This window comes from Ruminiclostridium cellobioparum DSM 1351 = ATCC 15832 (genome assembly GCF_000621505.1).
GTDB lineage: Bacteria > Bacillota > Clostridia > Acetivibrionales > DSM-1351 > Ruminiclostridium > Ruminiclostridium cellobioparum.
The window spans coordinates 38708-62866 of the sequence record NZ_JHYD01000032.1 but is presented as its reverse complement, the minus strand read 5'-3'; the positions used below and the strand labels follow the sequence as shown (position 1 = coordinate 62866).

Annotated in this window: 18 protein-coding genes; all 18 read left to right on the top strand. The window is 42.3% G+C overall.

Going from position 1 to position 24159, the window contains the following annotated elements; all coding sequences use genetic code 11:
- The first annotated feature begins 47 nt into the window (after nt 1–47).
- The 18 genes from T344_RS0113010 (at nt 48) to T344_RS0112920 (ending at nt 24135) form a co-directional block, all read left to right on the top strand.
- Nucleotides 48–1382 (top strand): ABC transporter substrate-binding protein, encoded by a 1335-nt coding sequence (locus tag T344_RS0113010; RefSeq protein WP_027629078.1) that lies wholly within the window; start codon nt 48–50, stop codon nt 1380–1382.
- Nucleotides 1383–1515: 133 nt separating this feature from the next.
- Nucleotides 1516–2403, top strand: a complete 888-nt coding sequence (locus T344_RS0113005; protein ID WP_027629077.1) for a carbohydrate ABC transporter permease — start codon at nt 1516–1518, stop codon at nt 2401–2403.
- Nucleotide 2404: 1 nt separating this feature from the next.
- Nucleotides 2405–3241, top strand: coding sequence for a carbohydrate ABC transporter permease (locus T344_RS0113000; protein ID WP_027629076.1), 837 nt, complete (start codon nt 2405–2407; stop codon nt 3239–3241).
- 7 nt (nt 3242–3248) lie between these two features.
- Nucleotides 3249–4817 (top strand): cellulase family glycosylhydrolase, encoded by a 1569-nt coding sequence (locus tag T344_RS28205; protein ID WP_051571847.1) that lies wholly within the window; start codon nt 3249–3251, stop codon nt 4815–4817.
- 176 nt (nt 4818–4993) lie between these two features.
- A complete protein-coding gene (locus tag T344_RS0112990) occupies nt 4994–7579 on the top strand; it encodes an FtsK/SpoIIIE family DNA translocase (protein ID WP_027629075.1) in 2586 nt (861 codons plus the stop codon).
- Nucleotides 7580–7743: 164 nt separating this feature from the next.
- Nucleotides 7744–9528, top strand: coding sequence for a tetratricopeptide repeat protein (locus T344_RS0112985; protein ID WP_027629074.1), 1785 nt, complete (start codon nt 7744–7746; stop codon nt 9526–9528).
- Nucleotides 9529–9637: 109 nt separating this feature from the next.
- Complete coding sequence (locus T344_RS28200) at nt 9638–10264, top strand: coiled-coil domain-containing protein (protein WP_051571846.1); 627 nt, start codon at nt 9638–9640, stop codon at nt 10262–10264.
- A gap of 217 nt (nt 10265–10481) precedes the next feature.
- Nucleotides 10482–12575: a YgiQ family radical SAM protein gene (locus T344_RS0112975; RefSeq protein WP_027629073.1), complete on the top strand. Its 2094-nt coding sequence runs from the start codon at nt 10482–10484 to the stop codon at nt 12573–12575.
- Nucleotides 12576–12705: 130 nt separating this feature from the next.
- Nucleotides 12706–13563 (top strand): bifunctional methylenetetrahydrofolate dehydrogenase/methenyltetrahydrofolate cyclohydrolase FolD, encoded by an 858-nt coding sequence (gene folD / locus T344_RS0112970; protein WP_027629072.1) that lies wholly within the window; start codon nt 12706–12708, stop codon nt 13561–13563.
- Between the two features lie 587 nt (nt 13564–14150).
- Nucleotides 14151–15686 carry a ribonuclease Y gene (gene rny / locus T344_RS0112960; protein WP_479692231.1) on the top strand — a complete coding sequence of 512 codons (1536 nt, stop codon included), beginning with the start codon at nt 14151–14153 and terminating at the stop codon, nt 15684–15686.
- Nucleotides 15687–15995: 309 nt separating this feature from the next.
- A complete protein-coding gene (locus tag T344_RS0112955; RefSeq protein WP_004625838.1) occupies nt 15996–16790 on the top strand; it encodes a TIGR00282 family metallophosphoesterase in 795 nt (264 codons plus the stop codon).
- Nucleotides 16791–16818: 28 nt separating this feature from the next.
- Nucleotides 16819–17655: a peptidoglycan editing factor PgeF gene (pgeF, locus tag T344_RS0112950; protein WP_034861396.1), complete on the top strand. Its 837-nt coding sequence runs from the start codon at nt 16819–16821 to the stop codon at nt 17653–17655.
- Between the two features lie 57 nt (nt 17656–17712).
- Nucleotides 17713–19419, top strand: coding sequence for an ABC transporter substrate-binding protein (locus T344_RS0112945; RefSeq protein WP_207641833.1), 1707 nt, complete (start codon nt 17713–17715; stop codon nt 19417–19419).
- 44 nt (nt 19420–19463) lie between these two features.
- A complete protein-coding gene (lspA, locus tag T344_RS0112940; RefSeq protein WP_027629068.1) occupies nt 19464–19970 on the top strand; it encodes a signal peptidase II in 507 nt (168 codons plus the stop codon).
- A gap of 85 nt (nt 19971–20055) precedes the next feature.
- Nucleotides 20056–20970 carry an RluA family pseudouridine synthase gene (locus tag T344_RS0112935; protein ID WP_027629067.1) on the top strand — a complete coding sequence of 305 codons (915 nt, stop codon included), beginning with the start codon at nt 20056–20058 and terminating at the stop codon, nt 20968–20970.
- 395 nt (nt 20971–21365) lie between these two features.
- Nucleotides 21366–21902, top strand: a complete 537-nt coding sequence (pyrR, locus tag T344_RS0112930; RefSeq protein WP_027629066.1) for a bifunctional pyr operon transcriptional regulator/uracil phosphoribosyltransferase PyrR — start codon at nt 21366–21368, stop codon at nt 21900–21902.
- A 21-nt stretch (nt 21903–21923) separates the two neighbouring features.
- Entirely contained in the window at nt 21924–22865 is a 942-nt protein-coding gene (locus tag T344_RS0112925) for an aspartate carbamoyltransferase catalytic subunit (protein ID WP_027629065.1), read from the top strand.
- Nucleotides 22849–24135 carry a dihydroorotase gene (locus tag T344_RS0112920; protein WP_027629064.1) on the top strand — a complete coding sequence of 429 codons (1287 nt, stop codon included), beginning with the start codon at nt 22849–22851 and terminating at the stop codon, nt 24133–24135. The genes T344_RS0112925 and T344_RS0112920 overlap by 17 nt, the downstream gene beginning before the upstream one ends.
- The last annotated feature ends 24 nt before the right edge of the window (nt 24136–24159 follow it).

Genomic DNA, 24159 nt, shown 5'->3' with positions numbered 1-24159 from the left:
GAAGTATGATAATGGTACAGAGAATAATTTATTTAGGAGGAATTAAAATGAAAAAATTACTGTCGGTACTGTTAGTCATTTGCATGATCTCAGTAATGCTTGCAGGGTGCGGCAGCGACACTCAAGGCACAAGCGTAGCTTCGGCAGCGCCGTCTTCGGCTGCGGTTTCCGGTCAGGCTGCAGCCTCAAGCAAAGCAGAACCAACCAGGGCAACTCTTAATGTCATGATGAGTTTTCCACGTTTTACAGATCAGATGGAAGCATATTTGAACCAGTTCAAGGCAAAAATTCTGGCTGAAAAGAATGTGGAAGCTGTAATAAACCTTGAAATGCCAAGCAGTGACCAATACGGAAATATTATTCAAACAAGACTTTCTTCCAATGATGCTCCTGATCTTTTTACACTTCATGCCTCTGCCGATCTGCCTACATACGTTAAAGCAGGTTATGTTGCAGATCTGACCTCACAGCCTCTGGCTGATAAGCTGTACGACGACGTACGCAAAACAGTTACCATTGATAACAGGGTTTATGCCGTACCATTTGAGAGTACTGTATGGGGCTATTTATACAACAAGGACATATTTGATAAATTGGGCTTAAAGGTCCCGGACACTCTCGACCAGATGAAGACAGTAGTAAAGATCTTAAAGGACAACGGGTATACTCCTTTTGAACTTGCCTTCCAGGAACAGTGGGTGCCGCAGCTTATGACCGCACTTACTCTGGGAGGAAAAGTAAGCGGAAGTATTCCTGACTGGACCGACAGAATGTACCAGGATCAGGGCTCCTACAAAGAGGTTGCTGAAATTTTTGATGTTATAGACCTCATTATGCAGAATGGAACCAAAAATGCTCTGGATAAGGGCTCTGAACAGGGGGCCGCCGATTTTGCAAACGGCAAGGCGGCAATGTTTGTACAGGGAACCTGGAGTGCCGAAAGCATATTAGGGGTCAATCCCGATATAAAAATCGGCGTGGGCGCACTTCCGGTAAATAACGATATCAACTGTACAAAGATAAATCTGGCCACAACCACTTCTCTTGCAGTGTATTCAGGCACGAAGGAAATAGAGACGGCGCTTGCTCTGGCAAACTATATGCTGGATGACAAGGATTCCTCAGCTTTGTATAAAGAATTAAAATTTAACCCGGTGGCAAAATGCCACAGCTTTGCACAGTATTCCTGGGCAAAAGAGGCAAGCAGCTATGTTGAACAGGGACGTTCCTACCGGGATCTCGTATTGCCCAATGCCGTCACCGATGAACAGGGCAAGCTGCTGCAGAGCTACTATGCAAAGAAAACCACTAAAGATGAGTTCATAAAAGTTATGGATAAGACCTTCAAGGATGCCAACAGGGCAGCGGCCCAGGCCAAATAAATATAACAGGTGTGGAACCGGCTGTATCAAAAAATAAGACAATTGCAATACAAGATTTTCACATGTATTTCAATTGTTTTTATTTTTGAGCAGAAATTATTTTTAAGTCTAATTCAGCTGGGGGGTGGGATAATTGAACATTAATAAAAAACAATCTCAGAATTTTACCTTGATTTTATTCGTATTGCCCGCATTTGTATTCTTTGCGGCCTTTAAACTGATTCCTGCGGTACTGGGACTGTGGTACAGCTTTACCAACTGGAACGGAATAAATCCTACATATAAAATTATAGGCTTTGAGAATTTTGCCGAGATATTTACAGGTGATGCGGATTTTTGGAGGGCTATGCTGTTCACCTTGAAATACGTAGGGGCAGCAATAGTTGCGCTGAATGTATGTGCACTCGTGCTTGCCGTGTTGATTGAGTCTGCCCGCAAAGGCAGGAGCTTTTTCAGGACGATTTTTTATATGCCCAATATGATAAGCATGATTATAGGCGGGTATATGTGGAACTTTATATTTACACAGGTTCTTTATTATATTGCCGACAATACCGGGTTGGAGTTTTTAAACAAGTCCTGGCTGGGAGATCCGAAATATTCCTTCACAGCAATTGTTATAGTTGCCGTCTGGGGCGGTGCTGGTTACCTGATGGTGATTTATATTGCTGCAATACAAAGTGTTCCCACAGCATTGATAGAAGCGGCGGTGGTGGATGGGGCATCAGCTTTCAGACGTTTTATAAGTATTACGCTTCCCATGATAAAGCAGGCCTTTACAATATGTCTCTTTGTTACATTAAACAGTGCTTTTCAGGTTTTTGATGTGGTATTCTCCCTTACTGGTGGCGGACCGGGCAGGTTGACACAGGTGGTTGCCATCAATATTTATGAAGAGGCCTTCGGCCGTTCAAACAGGCTGGGCTATGCAACTGCCAAATCAACAATACTTTTTTTAGTTATAATGCTGATTACACTTGTGCAATTGCGGGTTATGAAAAAGAGAGAGGAGGAAATGTAATATGCATTTGTCCAAAAAAGCAGGAACAGGAACTGTCCCTGTGACGGTTTTTCTTTGTGCCGCATCGGTATTTTGTTTGTTTCCGGTTTTAATGGCTTTGATGAACTCCTTTAAAACAAAATCCGAAATATTTACAAACATTCTGGCTCTTCCGGCACATTTCAATTTTGACAACTATGTGCGAAGCTTCAATAAAATGAAGTATTTTACCAGCTTCTTCAACACATTGGCCATTGTTGTCATTGGCATCCTGGGAATAGTTGTATTTTCGGCAATGGCAGGCTGGATTCTCTGCAGGACCAAAACCAGGCTGAGTTCCTTTGTTTTCGGGCTCTTTGTCTTCTCCATGCTGATCCCCTTCAATGCAGTAATGATACCCCTTTACAGGGTGGCTAAAATATTGCATTTCTCCAATAAAATATATGGAATGGGATCAATTTATATAGGCCTGGGAGTGAGTATGGCAATTTTCATGTACCATGGCTTTGTAAAGGGAATACCGTATGAAATTGAGGAATCGGCTTATATAGACGGTTGCAGCAAGGCTCAGATGTTCTTTAAAATAGTTCTTCCGCTGCTGGGACCAATAACTGCCACAATAAGTATAATGAATGTCCTGTGGATGTGGAATGATTTTCTGCTGCCGCTGATCATACTTGCCACACCTCAAAAATATACTTTGCTGCTTTCCACAAATATGCTGTTCGGACAGTATACCAGTGACTGGCCCGCAATACTCAGCGGACTGATCCTGACTGTGATTCCGGTAATACTTTTATATGCATTGCTGCAAAAAAATATTTTAAAGGGTGTTGTGGACGGGGCACTGAAAGGATAATGTGGATATGGAGCTTCTTAAAACATGCGGAACAAGAATAGTTAACGAAAAGAATGAGGAGATTTTACTGCAGGGCTTCGGGCTGGGAGGCTGGCTTTTGCCCGAAGGTTATATGTGGAAGCTTTATACAAAATGTGACCGCCCGCGGAGAATGGAAAAGCTCATAGAGGAATTATGCGGACCGGCATATACTGAAAGCTTCTGGGAACGCTATCTGGACAGCTACATAACCCGTACGGATATTGCTTTCATAGCCCAAAAAGGTTTCAATTCCATAAGGCTCCCTCTAAATGCGCGGACACTTTTTAATGAGGAGACACAGTCTTTTTATCCCGGTATGATTGCCCGCATAGATAAGCTCATTGAGTGGTGCCGGGAATTTGGAATATATGTGATCCTGGATATGCACGGTGCTCCCGGCGGTCAGACCGGTACAAATATAGACGACAGTGAAAATGACATGCCCGAACTTTTTACTGTTCAAAAACACAGGGAGGATTTAATACTGCTCTGGAGCCTGCTGGCCAGGAGATATAAAGATGAGAACTGCATTGCGGGATATGATCTGCTCAACGAACCGCTGCCAAATTGGTTCGGCAGTTATAACGGGCTGGTGCTTCCATTGTACAAAGACCTTGCAAAGGCAATCAGGCAGGTGGATACAAGGCATATGCTCATACTGGAGGGTGTCCATTGGGCAACGGATTTTGAAATATTTGATGAACTGGAGAGCGGGGAATTTGACGGCAACTACATGCTCCAGTTCCACAAATACTGGAGCACTCCGGACATAGAGAGCATACAGAAATATGTCGATTGCGCCAATAAACTCAATGTACCGCTTTTCATGGGCGAAGGAGGCGAAAACAATCTGGATTGGTATGCGGGATTCTTCAATATGCTGACCGGTCATGGAATTTCGTACAGCTTCTGGAGCTATAAAAAAATGAAATGTTACAACTCTCCCGTGACATTTGAAATTCCCGGGGGCTGGGATAGACTCATAGAGTACATGGACAACCGGGCAAAGCTTTCACTGCCGGAGGCATGTGACATATTTGACGGATTTATAAAAGAAATAAACCGCTCTGTAATCAATAATGATGTCATAAATGCCATCAGGAGGCAGATACCCGTATCAATACCGGCCGAATACTTTGATGAAGGCTGTTCTGTTTCCCGAAGGGAAAAAGGTGCAGAAATCAGAATGACAGAGGGTATTACAATATTATTCGAAAACGGAAAAACCGGTGTCCCCGATTACAGGCGCTACGACGGTGAAGTACAGCCCGATACCGAGCTTGTGGCTGTCAAACTTTTAGGTGGAGAATGGGTAAGGTACGATTTTGAAGTGCCGGAGGAAGGGAAATACCAGATACAGGTTCACTGCCGGGCCCGGGAGGATAATACCCTGGCATATATAGTGACGGACCGGGGCATTTCAGCAGACATAAAAATCGGTGTGCAAATGAGCGGAATAAATGCCGGTGGGGAATTGTTTCTTGAAAAAGGCCGGCATAGCATTAAGATTTGCTCCAAAGGCATTATTTACTTGAGTAAGATAAGAATTGCATGAAACTGAATAAAGTATTGTAAAAGAAGGGGATTTCTCAAAGTGAGATCCCCTTCTTTTGCATACTCTAAACCTGTGTGGAATAATTCTCGAAAATGTGATATAATTTCTTCGTGTGCCAGCAAAAGGCAATATATTTGGTTTATACTTAGATTAACTACTAATGAGGGGTGTTACTTTTGAAAGTCAAAAAGGTTCAAAAGAAGAAAAAATACAGGAGAGTTGAAAGCGGTTTTTCAAAGTACAGGAATGAAATTTTAGGCCTGGTGCTTTTTGCCTTTGGTGTTTTGGCACTTTTCAGTTTTATATTCAGCAAATCAATGGGTGTTTTCGGAAAAGCCGTTACTAATATTCTTCTGGGTTTTTTAGGTGCGCCTGCTTTTGCAGTTCCGGTAATTCTTATCGTTTACGGAGCTGCCATGATTTTTAAGAAAGACTCCCATATCTTTAAGCTTAGGGTTATTTATCTGAGCATTTTTATTGTACTTTTGTCGTCGTATATCCAGGTGGCCGGGTTCGAATATGATGAGTATGCCGGCAGGTCTTTTTACGCCAGCCTTAAGGAGTTCTACACCCAGGGTACTAAAATAAGCGGCGGAGGACTTCTGGGAGGACTTGTCACACTGCCGTTTCTGATGACTTTTCAGATATTGGGGACCATTATCATTCTCACAACAATATCCGTAATAGATATAATCCTTCTAACAAATGTTTCAATGGCGGCATTTCTTGGAAACCTCTCGGCTTTTTTATCAAAAAGGTTCAAAGCTGCAAATGAAACAAGAAAAATAAAGAAGGCTGAGAGACAGAAGGAAAGGGAAGCCGCACTTGAAAACGGAGAAGCAGAGGCGGATGATGAGGCGTCGGAAGGCGGGAAGCGTAAAATAATCAACTTTAAAATCGAGAGAGAGAACAGGGCAAACAAAGCTCCCAAAAAGCTGGGCAGGAGCGGGGAGGATGAAGCTGCGGCAGCGGCTGATCCGGAAGATACGGCCAATGCAGCCGTTGTGCCGGAAGAGGATTTCACTGTGGGGCTTACCGGTTTCAATGACGATATTGCTGAAGATTTGGTGGTAGCTGATATAAAAGGCCTGGGGATTTCACCCGAGGGTCTGGCTGAAGCTGAACAGGACCTTGGCATAGTAAATTCAGGAGTATCGGAAAATCAATCGGCCGGACATGGCAATATGAATGGAACCCAGGGAGCAAAACGGGATGCTGCCAACTCCGGAACCGGCAGCAACCCTGATGACGGCGGGGATATAGTCATACCGCAGCAGGAGCAGACTAAACCGCTTATTTACAATTATCCGTCACTGGACCTTCTGGATGAGAGCAAGGACGACGCCACCAATGTAAAGGCATTGAAAAACACTGCCCTAGAAGGTGCGAAAAAGCTTGAGGATACCTTGAAAAGTTTCGGTGTCGAGGCAAGGGTGATCAACATCAGCCGCGGTCCGGCTGTCACCAGGTATGAAATCCAGCCAAGCCCCGGAGTCAAGGTCAGTAAAATAGTGAACTTGTCGGATGACATAGCACTGAATCTGGCGGCAGCCGGGGTCAGGATCGAGGCACCTATTCCGGGAAAGGCGGCAGTGGGGATAGAAGTTCCCAACAAGGAAATGTCTGCGGTATTGTTAAAGGACATTCTGGAATCGAAGGAGTTTGCAAACCATTCGTCAAAACTGGCCTTTTCGGTGGGTAAGGATATCTCGGGAGAAACAGTTGTGGCCGACATCGGCAAAATGCCTCACCTGCTTGTTGCAGGAGCTACCGGTTCGGGTAAGAGTGTATGTATAAACAGCCTTATAATGAGTATTTTATTTAAAGCTTCACCTGAAGAGGTAAAGCTGCTTATGGTTGACCCAAAGGTAGTTGAGCTGGGAATTTACAATGGTATCCCCCATTTGCTGATACCTGTCGTCACTGACCCCAAAAAGGCCGCTGGGGCCTTGAACTGGGCGGTACAGGAAATGGTCAACAGATATAAGCTCTTTGCCGACAAGGGTGTCAGGGATTTAAAGGGTTATAATGCCATGCTGAAAGCAAACGATGAGCCCGGCATATTGCCTCAGATAGTAATTATTGTTGATGAGCTTGCAGACCTTATGATGGTTGCTCCCAACGACGTGGAGGATGCAATATGCCGTTTGGCACAGATGGCCAGGGCAGCAGGCATGCACCTTGTTATAGCGACGCAGAGGCCGTCTGTGGATGTCATAACAGGAGTAATAAAGGCCAATATACCGTCCAGAATATCCTTTGCGGTGTCGTCGCAGGTGGATTCCAGAACCATACTGGATATGAGCGGAGCCGAGAAGCTGCTTGGCAGAGGGGATATGCTGTTTTATCCGGTTGGGGAGCCAAAACCTCTGCGTGTTAAGGGTTCCTTCGTCTCGGACAGTGAGGTTGAAAAGGTGGTTGAGTTCATAAAGACCCAGGGCTATTCAAACTATGACGAGAATATTATTGAAAAAATAAATGACCACAGCGCAGGAAATGAAGACAGTTCAGGCGACAATGACGAATTGCTGAATCAGGCCATCGATATGGTGGTTGATGCAGGACAGGCTTCTGTTTCACTGGTGCAGAGAAAGTTCAAGGTGGGTTATTCCAGAGCTGCCAGAATCGTAGACCAGATGGAAGCGAGAAACATCGTCGGCCGGTTTGAAGGCAGCAAGCCAAGGCAGGTTCTCATTTCAAAACAGCAGTGGATGGAGATGCAGATGAATGAAAAAGACAAACAGAATGCCAAGCAGCAATAATTATATTTCCCTGGGTTAATAATTGTCTGGACTATTTAATATAATACAAAAAAGGTATTAAATATTAATTTGCAAAAGATTCGGATTGGGGTACAGGTGAAAATATAGGGCTGCTTTGCCTGTTTTCAGCAATGACCCGGCCGGAAATACGCGGGGGTGCATGTATGTTTCTTTTAACTGCATTTAACATGGTTATTTTAGTTGTGCTGCTGGTTTATGTTTTTTACAGGCTTCTCAAAACAAAAAGCCTTGTTACTCTTGTTTCCTTTACACTTCAGCTTTCTGCTCTGACAATAGTTGTACTGTCCCTGATCAATCAGGTTCAAACCAGCAATAATGTTGAACTGTTTTATCTGTTTTGCGGAGTGGTTTTGCCCTGTTTATTAATTGCATCCGATTATCGTTCAATGATAAGGAAAATTAAAGAAAAGGGAAGCTTTGAGGGCTTTATCACAGTGGATCAGAACACGGCCGATAGAAATGAAGATGCTGCCGAGATTATGAGTGTGATCAGTGACGAAACCTTTGTAAACGACACAATTTCCGAACTGGGGTTCATTAAGGAAGAACTTTTCAAGGGCATCAGGAAAAAGCTTGTACAGGCCGAGCACTTGTACAGCGACGGCAATTTTGACGATGCCTGTGAGCTTTACGGCAATTTGATAGCTTTAGTGGGTTCTTCATCAAATCTCTACTTCAGTTATGCCAATGCAACTTTTAAAAAAGGTATGTACAGTGAGGCACAGGGCTACTACAGAAAAGTGCTTGAACTTAACGGACAGCTTATCGAACAGTTGAAAAAGGCAGCGCATAATTCTTCCAATTCCGAAGTTATCAGTAAAATTCAATCAAAACAATATCTGGTTTATTACAATATCGGTGTAACTTATCTGAACATGGGAAAGCTTGATTTTGCCCTTGAAAATTTCCAAAAGGCTCTTGAAATAAACCCGGGCTTCAATATAGCAAAAGAGGGTATAGGAAGGATATTCTCAGAGAGGGGCAACAAAATCGAGGCCGTTAAGTATTATGAAGATATTCTTGAAAAAGACGGCAATAACTACGTTATTTCTCTGCTGTTGGGAAAATTGTTCATGGAGTTGGAGGATATGGGTCAGGCAGAGACCTGCTTCAGAAAATGCATTAAGCTTTCCCCCGAAAAATCCGAGGGATATGCCGAACTCGGCAAACTCTTGATGGCCCGGAAGAACTATGAGCAGGCTGCTAAGGTATATAAAAGCTATATAGCCATTAATGAAACGGATTATTCGGGACATTACAATCTGGCCGGCTGCTATTTCAGGTTAAAGGAGCCTGACAGGGCTGTTCTTGAGTATAAAAGAGCGCTGGAGCTGAATCCTGACAGCCATAACTGCCTTTTTAACCTGGCTTTGGTGTATGAGGATATGGGAGAGTATGATAAGGCCATTGATCTATATAAAAGTGCAATTCTTATTAAAATAGACTTTGTTGATGCATATAATAATCTGGGAATATTGTTTTCAAAAATCCAGAGTCCAATGGAAGCTCTGGCCACCTATACAAATGGTATCAAAGCCTGTTCCGACAACGGCGGGTTATATTACAACATGGGTGTGGTACTGTTTGATCTGAGGAGATACCAGGATGCTGCAGATGTGTTCAGGCGTGCCATAGAAAAGAATCCGGGAGATACGGATGTTTATTATTATCTGGGTGCATCGCTTACCGAAGCAAAGAAATATGACGAAGCCATAAAAGCGTATGGCAGGGCTCTGGATCAGAATATGAGCGAAGCCGAGATTTATTATAATATAGCTGCAGTATACGCACTGATGAAAAAACAGGACATTGCCATGGATAATCTGAAAAAGGCAATAAGCATAAACCCTGACATCAAACAGCAGGTATATGTAAACAATGTTTTTGACTTCTTGCAGGGGCAGCTGCTGATGCTGGAAGAAAACTAGCGGATACCTGAAAAAATAGTCTGATTTTTACCATTTTCAAACAATAACTTTTATGTTATAATGAACCTGTTATATTTGTGTTGCTGCATCAGCGGGATGGGAGAGTTACATGGGTAATGACGAAATGTTACTGGCAATAAAAGATATGTTTGATCAAAGTATTGACAAGGTTGAAAAGAAATTTGATCAGAAAATTAATGAAGTAAAAGTTATTCTGGAAGATCTTGATAGTAAGATAAAGGTTGTTGCAGAAGGCCATGATGTTTTAAATAACAAGATGGACTCACTTGAAAAAAGGTTTGACAAACTTGAACAAAAGGTTGACACACTTGAAATCAAGTTTAGCATACTTGACAAGAAAGTTAGCTCAATGGATAAAAGGCTCGATGCCATGGACGGAAGATTTGACTCAATGGATAAAAGGCTCGATGCCATGGACGGAAGATTTGACTCAATGGATAAAAGGCTCGATGCCATGGACGGAAGATTTGACTCAATGGATAAAAGGCTCGATGCCATGGACGGAAGATTTGACTCAATGGATAAAAGGCTCGATGCCATGGACGGAAGATTTGACTCAATGGATAAAAGATTTGATGCCATGGATTACAAACTGGATTCCATTGACAGGAGGGTTGTAAACCTGGAAAAAGATATGGTTATTGTCAAAGGCTATGTAATTGGGGTTGATGCCAAGCTAAATGAGCATGATACAATACTTAAACGAGTAAAGTAATATAGTATAAATTGCAGTATTGAATAAAATTAAAAAAACTATAACGCCGGTTTCCCGAGCTCAGGTTATTAAGTCGGAAGCCGGTTTTTTGATGTTGTGAATCAACTTTGCGTTTAATGTAGTTTACTGCTTTCTTTTTTGTGCTAGAATAATACTGATTCATATTTGCTTTGTTCAGTATTTACTTCGGTTAAATTTTTTGAAAAGGACGATATAGATGGCTTTTTTACCTGTAAGCTTTGAGGATATGAATGAGAGAGGCTGGGAACAGCTGGATTTTTTATATATAAGCGGAGATGCATATGTTGATCATCCCAGCTTTGGTCATGCAATAATAATGAGAGTATTGGAAAGTGAGGGCTTTAAAGTTGGAATTATAGCACAGCCCGACTGGAAAAAGAGTGAGGACTTCAAGAGGTTAGGACGTCCTAAATACGGAGTTCTTATCTCATCAGGTGTTATAGATTCAATGGTCAATCACTATACCGCCGGTAAAAAGAAAAGATCCGGCGATCTGTACTCGCCGGGCGGGAAGGCCGGTTTCAGGCCGGATAGGGCTGTTATAGTTTATGCCAATAAAATCAAGGAAATCTTTAAGGATACGCCGGTTATAATAGGGGGAATTGAGGCCAGTCTCAGAAGATTTGCACATTATGACTACTGGGATGATAAGGTCAGAAGATCTATTCTGGTTGATTCCAAGGCAGACATTTTATCATATGGAATGGGCGAAAAACCAATTGTTGAAATTGCGAAACTTTTAAGGAAAGATGTTCCTGTCGCCAGTATAAAGCATACAAGGGGATGCTGCTACCTGGCCTCTTATGATGAACTGCCTGCCGAAATAAAAAATGCCCTGGATTCGAATGGTTCGAAGACAGTGGCAGTACTGCCTTCTTTTGAAGAGGCGGCAGAAGACAAGAAAACCTATGCCGAAGCATTCAAAATACAGTACAATGAGCAGGATGCCGTCAGCGGCAGGATTCTGGTTCAAATGCACGGAGACAGATACCTTGTGCAAAATCCTCCTTCTTTACCCATGTCTGTTTCAGAGCTGGACAGGGTATATGCGCTGCCCTACGAAAGAACCTATCATCCTGAATATAAAAAATTTGGGGGGATACCTGCCATATCCGAAGTTGAATTCAGCATAACCAGCCATAGGGGCTGTTATGGGGGCTGTTCCTTCTGTGCTCTTAATTTTCATCAGGGCAGAGTTATTCAAAAGCGCAGTCAGGCGTCGGTTATGAATGAGGCAAAAAAACTTATCTGGACCGAAGGCTTTAAGGGCTACATTCATGATGTGGGCGGACCGACGGCAAATTTCAGGAGCATAGCCTGTGAGAAGCAGGTTAAGCATGGAGTTTGCAAAGACAGGCAGTGTCTGCACCCGACTCCATGTAAAAATCTGATAGTGGATCATTCGGAGTATCTGGACCTGCTGAGAAAGCTGAGAGCACTTCCCGAAGTGAAAAAGGTATTTATTCGCTCAGGAATCAGGTATGATTATCTGATGCTGGATAAAAACGATGACTTTTTTACCGAGCTTTGCGAGCATCATGTCAGCGGGCAGCTGAAAGTTGCTCCGGAACACGTGGTTGACAGAGTCCTTGAAAAGATGGGCAAGCCTGACCGTCAGCTTTATGACAGGTTTGTAAAGAAATTTTACAATATCAACAGAAAAATAAATAAAGAGCAATACCTGGTCCCATACCTGATTTCAAGCCATCCCGGCAGTGATTTGAATGCTGCGGTTGAACTGGCGGAATATTTGAAGGAACATGGAATTAATCCCGAACAGGTGCAGGATTTTTATCCGACGCCGGGAACATTGTCCACCTGCATGTTCCATACAGGTTATGACCCAAGAAATATGAAAAAGGTATACGTTCCGAGAGCTCCAAAGGAAAAGGCCATGCAGAGGGCTTTGTTGCAGTACAGGAGAAAAGAAAATTATCACCTTGTTATTGAAGCTCTCAAAGAAGCCCATAGAGAGGATTTGATAGGCTTTGGGCCAAACTGTCTGGTTAAACCGCTGAAAGGTATGAAATTTGAAGCAGCAGATGGGAAACCTGCCGGTAAAAAGCCGTCATACAAGAGTTCATCGGGCAAAAAGTCATTTGAAAAAAAGCCATCCGGCAGAAGACCGGCAGCTGACACTCCCAAGTCGGGAGGCAATAAAGCGGCTTCCGGAAGTAAAAAGTTGTCGGCCGGCAATGAGAAGTCAATAAAAAACCGAAACCGGAATACTGACAGAAATCCCTCATCGCCCGGCCGAAAGACTGCTGACAAAAAGAGGAAGGGCCGATAATACAATTTTAAATAAATTGACAACTAAAAATCCTTAAAATAAAATATATAGAGGATCTGTTTGGATTATTCTGGCACTTTCCATTCAGATTGCATTCAGATTGTAAATTACAAAAGAGAGGAATATTTTTATGTCGGCAAAGGTATTAAATGGAACGGAACTCGCCGGAAAGGTTAAAGCTGAGCTTAAGGAAAAAGTTGAAGAGCTTAAGCAAAAGGGCATAAATACCGGACTTGCAGTAATAATAGTGGGGGATGATCCCGCCTCAAGAGTATATGTAAATCATAAAAAAAACGACTGTGCTGAGATCGGGATTAAATCCTTCGAATATGCACTTCCTGCATCGACTTCAGAGGATGAACTGCTGGAATTGATCGAAACCTTGAACAATGACTATAGTGTTAACGGTATACTGGTTCAGCTGCCCATACCCAAACATATTAACGAGGATAGAGTTATTGCGGCAATTAATCCTCTTAAGGATGCAGATTGCTTTCACCCTGTAAATGTGGGCAATCTGATGATTGGCAGGCCGCAGTTCCTGCCGTGTACTCCTGCCGGAGTTGTGGAACTGCTGGAGGCGAATGGTATTCAAATCGCCGGAAAGAATTGTGTTGTGGTGGGAAGAAGTAATATTGTCGGAAAGCCGCAGGCTATTTTACTTCTTGCAAAAAATGCCACGGTGACCATATGCCATTCAAAAACTGCCAATATTTCCGATGTTTGCAAGAGTGCGGACATTCTGGTTGTTGCTGTCGGAAGGGCCGAATTTGTAAAGCCCGAATATGTCAAACCGGGTGCGGTTGTAATTGACGTAGGAGTATCAAGAGGGGCAGACGGCAAGCTGGTAGGGGATGTGCAGTTTCAGACGGTTTCCGAAATTGCATCTGCAATAACAAAAGTTACCGGAGGAGTAGGTCCCATGACCAGGGCTATGCTGATGAAAAATACGGTAAAAGCTACTTTGCTTCAAAACAATTTATATTAAGGTTTTGTTAAGTGCTTTGTTAAGTGTTTGGTTGTGCATTGGTTTTGCTTAAGTTTTACGTATTATTTTGGATTTTTAATTTATAATTTTAGTGAAATGTCACAAAAAAACACGGCAATAATCCATGAAATTTTTAATTCTTGACATAAAAATTAAAAAAGATTAAAATTAACTTGATTATGGCAAGTAAGTTGGTTGTATTGTAGAAGGTAATTAATATCAGAAAACACATTTGTCAGATTAATGACTTATTGAATATAAGCTTGTTTTAGGCTAATTTATATATGCAGGTTTGTTTTACATCTCATATCGAATTTGTGTACATTTTTTAATGTACAAATATAGCCATAGGCATAAATGCTTGTTTTTTGATCATACTGTCTGCAATGCAGTAAGGATTTTCCAGTTTCCTATCCGACTTGTTTCCAGTCATATAAGTCAATTTCCTATGATACTTTGAACATCAAAGTTTATAATTGACTAACTATTTTGAATATGAATTTTGAAATTTGAGCATTGAAAACTGAATAAGGAGGAGGTGTGTAACAATCGAACTTACAAGCATTTTAATTGGAGTCGGTGGTGGATTGGTTATCGCAGTAATTGCTTCATTTATATCTTACAAAGTCTCTTTTAACAAAGGATTTGAGGCCAGAAAGAAAGAAGCTGAGGCCGCAATCGGAAGTGCCGAGCAGGAAGCTCAAAGAATAGTCGGAGAAGCTTTAAAGCAAGGTGAAGGTAAGAAGAGAGAAGCACTTCTTGAAGCTAAGGAAGAAATTCACAAGAGCAGAATTGAACTCGACAGAGATATCAAGGAAAGACGTAATGAATTTCAGAGGCAGGAAAGAAGATTGGTTCAGAAAGAAGAAACCCTTGACAAAAAGGTTGAAGCCCTTGAACATAAGGACGAGGCTTTAAACAAAAAAATCAAGGATATAGAGGTTTTACAGGAGCGTTCAGAAGAGCTTGTTAAAAAGCAGACTGAGGAACTTGAAAGAATCTCCGGTTTATCTGTAGAAGATGCAAAAGAGTACCTTCTCAGAAATATTGAAAATGAAGTTAAACATGAGGCGGCAGCTCTTATTAAGGAAATTGAGGCCAACGCGAAGCAGGAAGCAGACAGAAAGGCCAAGGACATTCTGGCCACTGCTATTCAGAAGTGCGCTGCCGATCACGTATCTGAAGCTACAGTTTCTGTAGTACCTTTACCGAATGATGAGATGAAGGGAAGAATAATTGGCCGTGAGGGAAGAAATATCAGAACTCTCGAGACATTAACAGGAATTGACCTGATTATTGATGATACACCGGAAGCGGTAATATTGTCCGGGTTTGACCCGATACGCAGAGAGGTTGCAAGATTGACACTGGAAAAGCTTATACTTGACGGTAGAATTCATCCTGCAAGGATTGAAGAAATGGTTGAAAAGGCCAAAAAGGAAGTTGACAACACTATTCGTCAGGAGGGTGACAACGCCGCATTTGAAACTGGTGTTCACGGTTTGCATCCTGAGCTTATAAGATTACTGGGTAAATTGAAATTCAGAACTAGTTATGGACAAAACGTACTTAACCATTCAATAGAGGTATCTCACTTGGCCGGAATAATGGCGGCTGAACTGGGAGTTGATGTTCCTCTTGCAAAGAGAGCCGGTTTGCTTCATGACATTGGTAAGGCTATCGACCATGAGGTTGAAGGCTCACACGTTACAATCGGTGCCGATGTAGCCAAGAAATATAAAGAGGGCGCTGATGTTGTAAATGCTATCCTTTCCCATCACGGCGATGTTGAGGCTACAAGTATAGTTTCGGTGCTGGTGCAGGCTGCGGATTCAATTTCTGCTGCAAGACCCGGTGCCAGAAGAGAAACTCTTGAATCCTACATCAAACGTCTTGAGAAGCTTGAAGAAATTGCAAATTCTTTTGAAGGAGTTGAAAAGTGTTTTGCAATTCAGGCGGGTAGAGAGATAAGAATCATGGTAAAACCTGAAGTTGTAAATGATGCAGATATCGTACTCAAAGCCAGAGAAATAGTTAAAAAGATAGAAGACGAACTTGAATATCCCGGACAGATAAAGGTTACTCTGCTCAGGGAAACAAGAGCTATTGAATATGCTAAGTAATTTATACGGACCTTTAGGTTGGTTATAACAGAAAAAGCGTGGGGGGAAACCTCCACGCTTTTTGTGCGACAGGCTATAGCGTATTAAACTGGCTTTTGAAAGTTTTCCATCAACTTCCAATATCAATATCAGCATCTTCAGGCATACTGTACAGTGAGAAAATATGAAACCCAAAGAGGCGAGGGACATCTATTGCCTCGTTATAAATGTTAATGGTATAATAATATATTGGCGGACCAGTTAAAGTGTCCGGTTCTATTTGTGATTACTGTACGGAATAACCTATCTAATAGTTTTGGAGGAAATGCTTTGAAGATACTTTTTATTGGGGATATTTATGGAAACCCGGGAAGAAAGGCTGTAAAGGAATGTGTACCGCAACTGAGAAAGGAACTTGACATAGATTTTTGTATTGCGAACGGTGAGAACTGTGCCGCTGGCAGTGGAATAACATATATTATAGCACAGGAGCTGTATAAGGCCGGAGTGGACTGCATTACAATGGGCAATCACACCTGGTCCAAAAAAGAGATTCTGAATTTTATTGATTCGGATGATAAAATAATCAGACCTGCAAATTTCCCGGATAATGTACCGGGAAGGGGACATACAATACTGAAATCAAATGGCAGGGAACTGGCGGTACTGAATCTGATGGGAAGAGTGTATATGGATAGCATTGACTGTCCTTTCCTCACAGCCGACAGAGAATTGCAGATAATAAAATCAAAAACAAAGGTTGTCTTTGTTGACATGCATGCCGAAGCAACTTCGGAGAAATGCGCGCTGGCCTGGTATCTGGACGGAAAGGTCTGTTGTGTGGCCGGTACCCACACGCATGTCCAGACGGCAGATGAAAGGATTCTGCCCTTTGGAACGGCAATCATATCCGATGTGGGAATGACCGGTCCATACGACGGAGTTATCGGAGTTGATAAGGAATTGATAATTGAAAGATTCATTACCAGAATGCCGCAAAAATTTGAGGTCGCCAAGGGACGGGTACAATTTTGCGCCATTTATCTGGAAGTTGATGATAAAACCGGTAAGGCCGTTAAAATAGAGCGGATCAGCAGGCTTTTTGACGATCAGCAGCTGGCTTAGTTAAAATTGCACGCATATGGAGGCGTATATGGTAGAAAGTAATGACAGAATTATCGTGCAAAAGAAATCCGATTTGAAATTTTTAGAGTTCAGAAATCTGAAAACCTACCAGGACATATTGGCCCATTGTTTTACAACAAGGCTTGGAGGGGTCAGTTCAGGTGAATGTACCTCACTTAATCTCAGTTTTAACAGAAATGACAGCAGGGAAAATGTATTGGCAAATTACCGTATAATTGCCGGGGCAATGGGAGTAGATTTTGATAGAATGGTGCTTTCCCATCAGGTGCATGGCAATAAAATAAGATATGTGGGTCCGGAGGATGCCGGAAAGGGTCTGGCAAGAGAAAGTGATATCATAGGCTGCGATGGGCTTACCACCGATGTGCCGGGTATACCTCTGGTAACATTTTATGCCGACTGTGTACCTGTACTGATGCTGGATCCTGTAAAAAAAGCCATCACGGCAGTACATTCAGGATGGAAGGGCACTTTGGCAAATATATCCCTGGAAGCACTGAGGCTTATGGAGGAAAGATATAAAAGCAATATTGAGGACCTGCAGGTTGCTGTCGGGCCCTCAATATGTAAAAACTGCTTTGAAGTCGGAGCAGAAGTGTATGAGCTTTTTATAAACAAATATCCCTGGTGTGATATATACATAGACAGGTGTAATGAAAAGTATCATATGGATCTGCAGCAGATAATCAAACGGGTGCTGACGGATTATGGGGTACAGGAAAAAAACATACTGTTAAGCAATACCTGTACGAAATGCAACAGTGATGTGTTTTTTTCCTACAGGGGAGATCTGGGAAAGACCGGAAGCCTTGCTGCCATAATGATGCTCAGGGAAACAATTTGAGAAACTGGAAGCTATGGGGAAATGCTTGCAGGAAAAGACTAAAGTACGGAGAAGATTATGAAAACAATCAGTAAATTATCAATATTATTTATCATAAGCATACTCCTGGGTGCCTGTACGGTAAATCTGGAGAGGAACAAGCCTGTAGAGGACGATGTATATGAAGATAAATACGATGTTATAGATAGAGGACCTGTTAAAGGGGGCTCAATCAGACTTTTTACAACTCCGGTGGACACCCTTAACCCTGTTCTTACAAATAACGTACATGTCCAGGATTTCCTGGGACTGGTATTTGAAGGGCTTTATGCTCTGGACAGCAGTCAGCGGCCTGTTCCGGTACTGGCCAAAAGTTCCTCGCTGTCAGCCGATGGCCTGACCCTGACAATTAACCTGAGGGAAAATATAAAGTGGCACGACAAAATGCCGTTTAAAGCAGAGGATGTTGTATTTACCATCAATACATTACTGGACACAAAGATTAACAGTGTGTATTCAGTCAATGTAAAACACATTGAATCGGCAGCGGCAAGCGGGAACAGTGTTATTATAAAGCTGAAACAGCCATATTCTTTAATTAGAAATGAACTGACTTTTCCTGTTATTCCGGCACATCACTTTGTAAATGAAAAGCTGACCGATAAAAATTCAAAGGCAAATCTCACACCTGTGGGAACAGGCCCATATAGCTTCAATTCCTATAATGCCAAGACGGGAGTTAAATTGAGGCTCAATGAAAACTGGTGGAATGCTGAAGCCTCAACAAGTGAGGCCTCAAACAATTCATCGGCCAAAGGTGCTGAAAATTTAAATTCCGATGTAAAAAAAGCTCCGTTGAAGCTGCCCTATCTGTCCAATATCGAGATAAAGGTTTTTAACAACATCAACAGTGCAAACGCAGGCTTTCAGGCCAGGGATATTGATGTACTTCCGGCTCAGTACGGCGAGTATAGAAAGTATATTGGCCGTACCGATATGAATTTGAAACGGTTTGAGAGTAGAAATTATGAATTCTTGACCTTAAATATCAAGAAAGGACTCTTAACAGATAAGCGCCTCAGAAATGCTCTTAATTATTTAATAAATAAAAAGAAACTGGTAGATGAGGCGGCGACAGGAATAGCCGTACCGGCAGAATTACCTGTGGTTCCTAATTCCTGGGTTTATCAGCTTGTGGACTTTAATGAGAAGGACGCCTTGGGCAAGGCTAAGGAATTTTTGAATCAGAGCGGATATGTGCTGGATTCTAAAAATAAGTATGTCAATAAGACAAGCAGAAAGGCACTGACATTAAAGCTGATAGTAAACCAGGAAAATTCCTTAAGATTTAACACCGCTTCGGAAATAGCTTCACAGCTTGGAAAAAGCGGTATAACGGTTCAGGTGGTTAAACTTTCCTGGGATGCCTATAAAAATGCATTAAAAACCGGTGCATATGATCTGGCATTATCGGGATATAGAATTACATCAGTACCGGATTTGTCTTTTGCGTATTCCACCCAAGAAATTCAATCGGGCCTTAATGTGGCGGGATACAGCAATCCGGAAGTTGACGGGTACCTGCAGCAGATATTGACCGAGAACAATCCGGATGTACAAAAAAATATATTTACGAAATTATTGAATACCGTACTTGATGACAGGCCATATATAGGTTTGTACTTCCTCAATGACGGTATGATGTACAGCAAGAACATCAAGGGTACGGTCAATCCTTATGTATGGAACAAGTATAATGACATTACAAAATGGTATTTACCATAATTTAACTATTTATGTGGCTGCAAGGCAGCGGGACAGGAGACTATATGATTTGGGCATTAATAATCATTGCAGGATTTGTGCTGGACAGGCTGACAAAGATTTGGGTTGTGGATTCAATTGTAGGCAATCCCATAACAGTAATCAATAATTTCTTTTATATCAGGCATTTGGAAAACGAAGGTGCAGCCTTCAGCATTTTAGAGGGAAAAACCGTATTGCTGGCCGTTATGGTATCTGTTGTGGCTCTTGTGATTTTTGGGGTAATCATAAAAAATAAGAACAAGTTCCTTCGGACAACCCTTTCAATAATACTTGCAGGTGCACTGGGAAACCTGTATGATAGAATCTTCAATGATGGAAAGGTAGTTGATTTCCTGGAGTTCCATTTCGGAAGCTATACATTTCCAACCTTTAATCTGGCAGACTGCCTTGTTGTGGTAGGAACCATATTGCTGGCAATCTATATACTGTTTATATATAAGGAGGCCAAGCCTGAAGCCGGGTCGGTGGAAAAATCCGAAGCCCCGGGTACAGACGAGGATAAAAAATAATAATTATTATGAGTCTTGTTTAAAACATCTGTTAAAAAATTATGATTAATAAAAATGTAAGTAATATTTTATAGCGGAGGCAAATTTGAAAGAAATCATACTGGAATGCGATGAAAACTCAGCGCGTATAGATGCATGGCTGGCAGGGAAACTGGAGGAATACTCCAGATCATATATCCAGAAGCTATGCCAGGACGGACATATTACAGTCGATGGTGTGGGGGTAAAATCCAACTACAAGCTTAAGACGGGTGAAAGGATAACTGCCCTGATTCCTGAGGCGGAAGTACTGCAGGTAACAGCAGAAGAAATTCCGCTGGATATAGTCTATGAGGATGAACATATTATTGTCATAAACAAACCCAAGGGGATGGTAGTGCATCCCGCGGCCGGAAACTATACGGGAACCCTTGTCAATGCATTAATGAAACACTGCGGTGAAAGCCTGTCCGATATTAACGGAATTATCAGACCGGGAATTGTGCACAGGATTGACAAGGATACTTCAGGTCTGCTGGTTGTAGCAAAGAATAATCATGCCCATGAATTCCTTTCAAAAAAGTTAAAGACTCACGATATCAAAAGAGAGTATATTGCTTTGGTTGAAGGTATTATATATGAAAGCACAGGCAAAATAGATGCGCCTATAGGCAGACATCCTGTTGAAAGAAAGAAAATGAGCGTTAACGTGAAGTCGGGGCGGAATGCTGTAACCCACTTCAAGGTGCTGGAGAGGTTTCCTGCTGCAACCTATCTGGAGCTAAAGCTGGAAACCGGCAGGACTCACCAGATAAGAGTACACATGGCATATATAAATCACCCTGTCATCGGAGATGAAGTATACGGCAGGAAAAAGCAGAGATTTGATACCCGGGGACAGGTGCTGCACGCCAGGAGACTCACCCTTGAGCATCCTGCAACCGGAGAGCTGATGGAATTTGAAGCACCTGTGCCGGATTATTTCACCCGGCTTATACAGGAGTTGAAGGAAGTAAGGTAATAGTGCATTAAACTCCCGTTAGTCAGGCAGGATTTTTGTTAAAAAAGTTATGGACAACATTAACTTGTTATGTTATGATTTTAAGAAATAAATGGTTTGCCTTTAAATTAGTCCAGAGAGGCTATAAGGTGAGAGATATTAAACTTAACATGAATTTTTTATAGTCAATGCTGATTCGGATAAGGTATACCTGTTCAGCATCCGGATTATATTTGATATGTTTAAGCTTCTTGCCTATGGCGGGAAGCTTTTTTGGTTTATGTTAAATTAAATCAACCGGCTGGATTTTAGCAGAAAATAATGCAATGAAAGAAATAAGACTTTTAAGAAATTGAAAATAGCTAATATTAAATAATTAAGATGGATTTTTAGCATAAAAAGAGAGGATGATCAGGATGCAAAAAACAGAAATAATGGATGAAAGCGCAGTAAGCAGGGCTATTACAAGGATTTCCCATGAGATCATTGAAAAAAACAAGGGAATTGAAAATCTTGTGCTGATTGGAATTCAGAGAAGAGGAGTACCGCTGGCCAAGAGAATAGCAGACAAGATCAAAAGTGTTGAGAACAGTGAAATTCCGGTAGGTATACTGGACATAACACTCTACCGTGATGACCTGAGTTTGTTGAATGAGCATCCTGTAATTAACGGAACTGAAATTAATTTTGATATTGCCAGCAAGAAGGTGGTTCTGGTAGATGATGTCATATATACCGGGAGAACAGTCAGAGCCGCAATTGATGCCATAATGGACATAAACAGGCCGCAGATGATCCAGCTTGCGGTACTCATCGACAGGGGCCACCGTGAATTGCCCATAAGAGCCGATTATGTGGGCAAAAATGTGCCTACCTCAAGAAGTGAGATAGTTCATGTAAATGTGCTTGAGATTGACGGGGAGAACAGTGTAACCATATCAAACAAGGAATAAGAAAGGCTTATGGAGGTTACTATGAATCTTAAATCCAAAGATTTGCTTGGACTTAGAGATATTACGGCAGAAGAGATAGAATATATCCTTAATACTGCAAAAACAATGAAATACATCATTACCACAAACAATAAGAAAACTGCTCATCTCCAGGGGAAATCGGTAATTACGCTGTTCTATGAAAACAGTACCAGAACCAGGCTTTCCTTTGAACTGGCATCGAAATACATGGGGGCCAACGCTGCCAATATTTCAGCTTCCGGCAGCAGTGTCCAAAAGGGTGAAAGTCTCATAGACACAGGAAAAACCATAGACAGCATGGGCTCGGATGTCATAATAATAAGACACCCCATGTCAGGGGCACCCCATCTGTTGGCCCAAAACGTAAAATCCTCGGTAATAAATGCCGGGGATGGTATGAATGAACATCCTACACAGGCATTGCTGGACATGTTCACAATGGTTGAAAAAAAAGGAAGCCTGAAGGGCTTAAAGGTTGCTATCGTCGGGGACATTCTTCACAGCAGAGTGGCGAGAAGCAATATCTGGGGACTCACCAAAATGGGTGCCGAAGTAAATGTAGCCGGACCGGCAACACTGATACCGCCCGGCATAGAAAAACTCGGAGTCAACGTTTTCAGCACAGTCCAGGAGGCATTACTGGATGCCGATGTGGTAATGGGTTTAAGGATACAGCTGGAACGTCAAAAAAAAGGCTTATTCCCATCAATCAGAGAATATTCAAGATTCTTTGGTCTGGATGACAAGCGTCTGAAACTGGCCAGGGAGGATGCCATAGTTATGCACCCCGGCCCTGTTAACAGGGGAGTGGAGCTTTCATCAATGGTTATGGACGGAGATCAGTCCACCATAAATGAGCAGGTCACAAACGGTGTTGCAATAAGGATGGCTTTACTATATCTATTGACCAGGAGGGGAACAGCAAATGAAGTTATTGATTAAAAATGGACATGTTATTGATGCTAAAAGCGGCTTGGACAAGGTTACCGATATACTGGCGGACGAGGGCCTTATAGCGGAAATCGGGGAAGATATAGATCCGACAGGCTGTGAAATCATTGAAGCAGACGGAATGTACGTTATACCCGGGCTTGTTGATGCTCACTGCCATCTGAGGGATCCGGGCTTTGAATACAAGGAAGACATAGAGTCGGGAACCAGAAGTGCCGCAAAGGGCGGTTTTACTTCGGTAGCCTGCATGCCCAACACAAATCCCGTACTTGATAATGAAGCAATGATCAAATACGTCATAAATAAGGCAAAAGCGGAAGGGCTGGTAAATGTATACCCTATCGGCGCCGTATCGAAAGGACTTAAAGGAGAGGAATTAAGTGAAATAGGCGAACTGAAATTTGCGGGGGCGGTTGCTCTTTCCGATGACGGGAAACCTGTAAACAACTCTTCATTAATGAAAAAAGCAATGCAGTACGCATCTATGTTTGATATAACCATAATATCACACTGTGAGGATCTGGATCTGGTGGATGAAGGACTTATGAATGAAGGCTATTACTCATCGGTACTGGGGTTGAAGGGAAATCCCGCACCCGCCGAGGAAGTAATGATTGCAAGAGACCTTATACTTGCGGAATACACCAGGGCAGCAGTCCATATAGCCCATGTAAGCACCGGACTTGGAGTCGATCTCATCAGAAATGCAAAAAGACGCGGTGTCAATGTAACCGCAGAGACCTGTCCCCACTATTTTTCACTGACAGATCAGGCCTGTGAAGGCTTCAATACAAATGCAAAAGTAAATCCCCCCTTAAGGACTCAAAAGGATGTTGATGCAATTATTGAGGGCTTGAAGGACGGAACATTGGATATAATTTCAACCGATCACGCTCCTCATCACAGGGATGAAAAAAATGTTGAATTCAAACAGGCCGCAAACGGTCTGGTAGGCTTTGAAACGGCATTTCCTCTCGCAATAACCTGTCTTGTCAAACCGGGACATCTCACTTTAAAGCAATTGGTTCAAAAAATGTGTGCAAACCCCTCCAAAATGCTGGGCCTGAACAAGGGAACAATTGAAGTCGGATTCAGTGCAGACCTTATGATATTCAATATAAATGAACAATATACGGTTGACATCAACAAGCTGGAATCAAAGGGCAAAAATTCACCCTATAACGGCTATAAGCTCTTCGGACAGCCTCAATATACAATTGTTGGCGGCAATCCTGTAGTAAGGTCAGGACAGATAGTCTAGTACAATATTCTGCATATTGCCGGC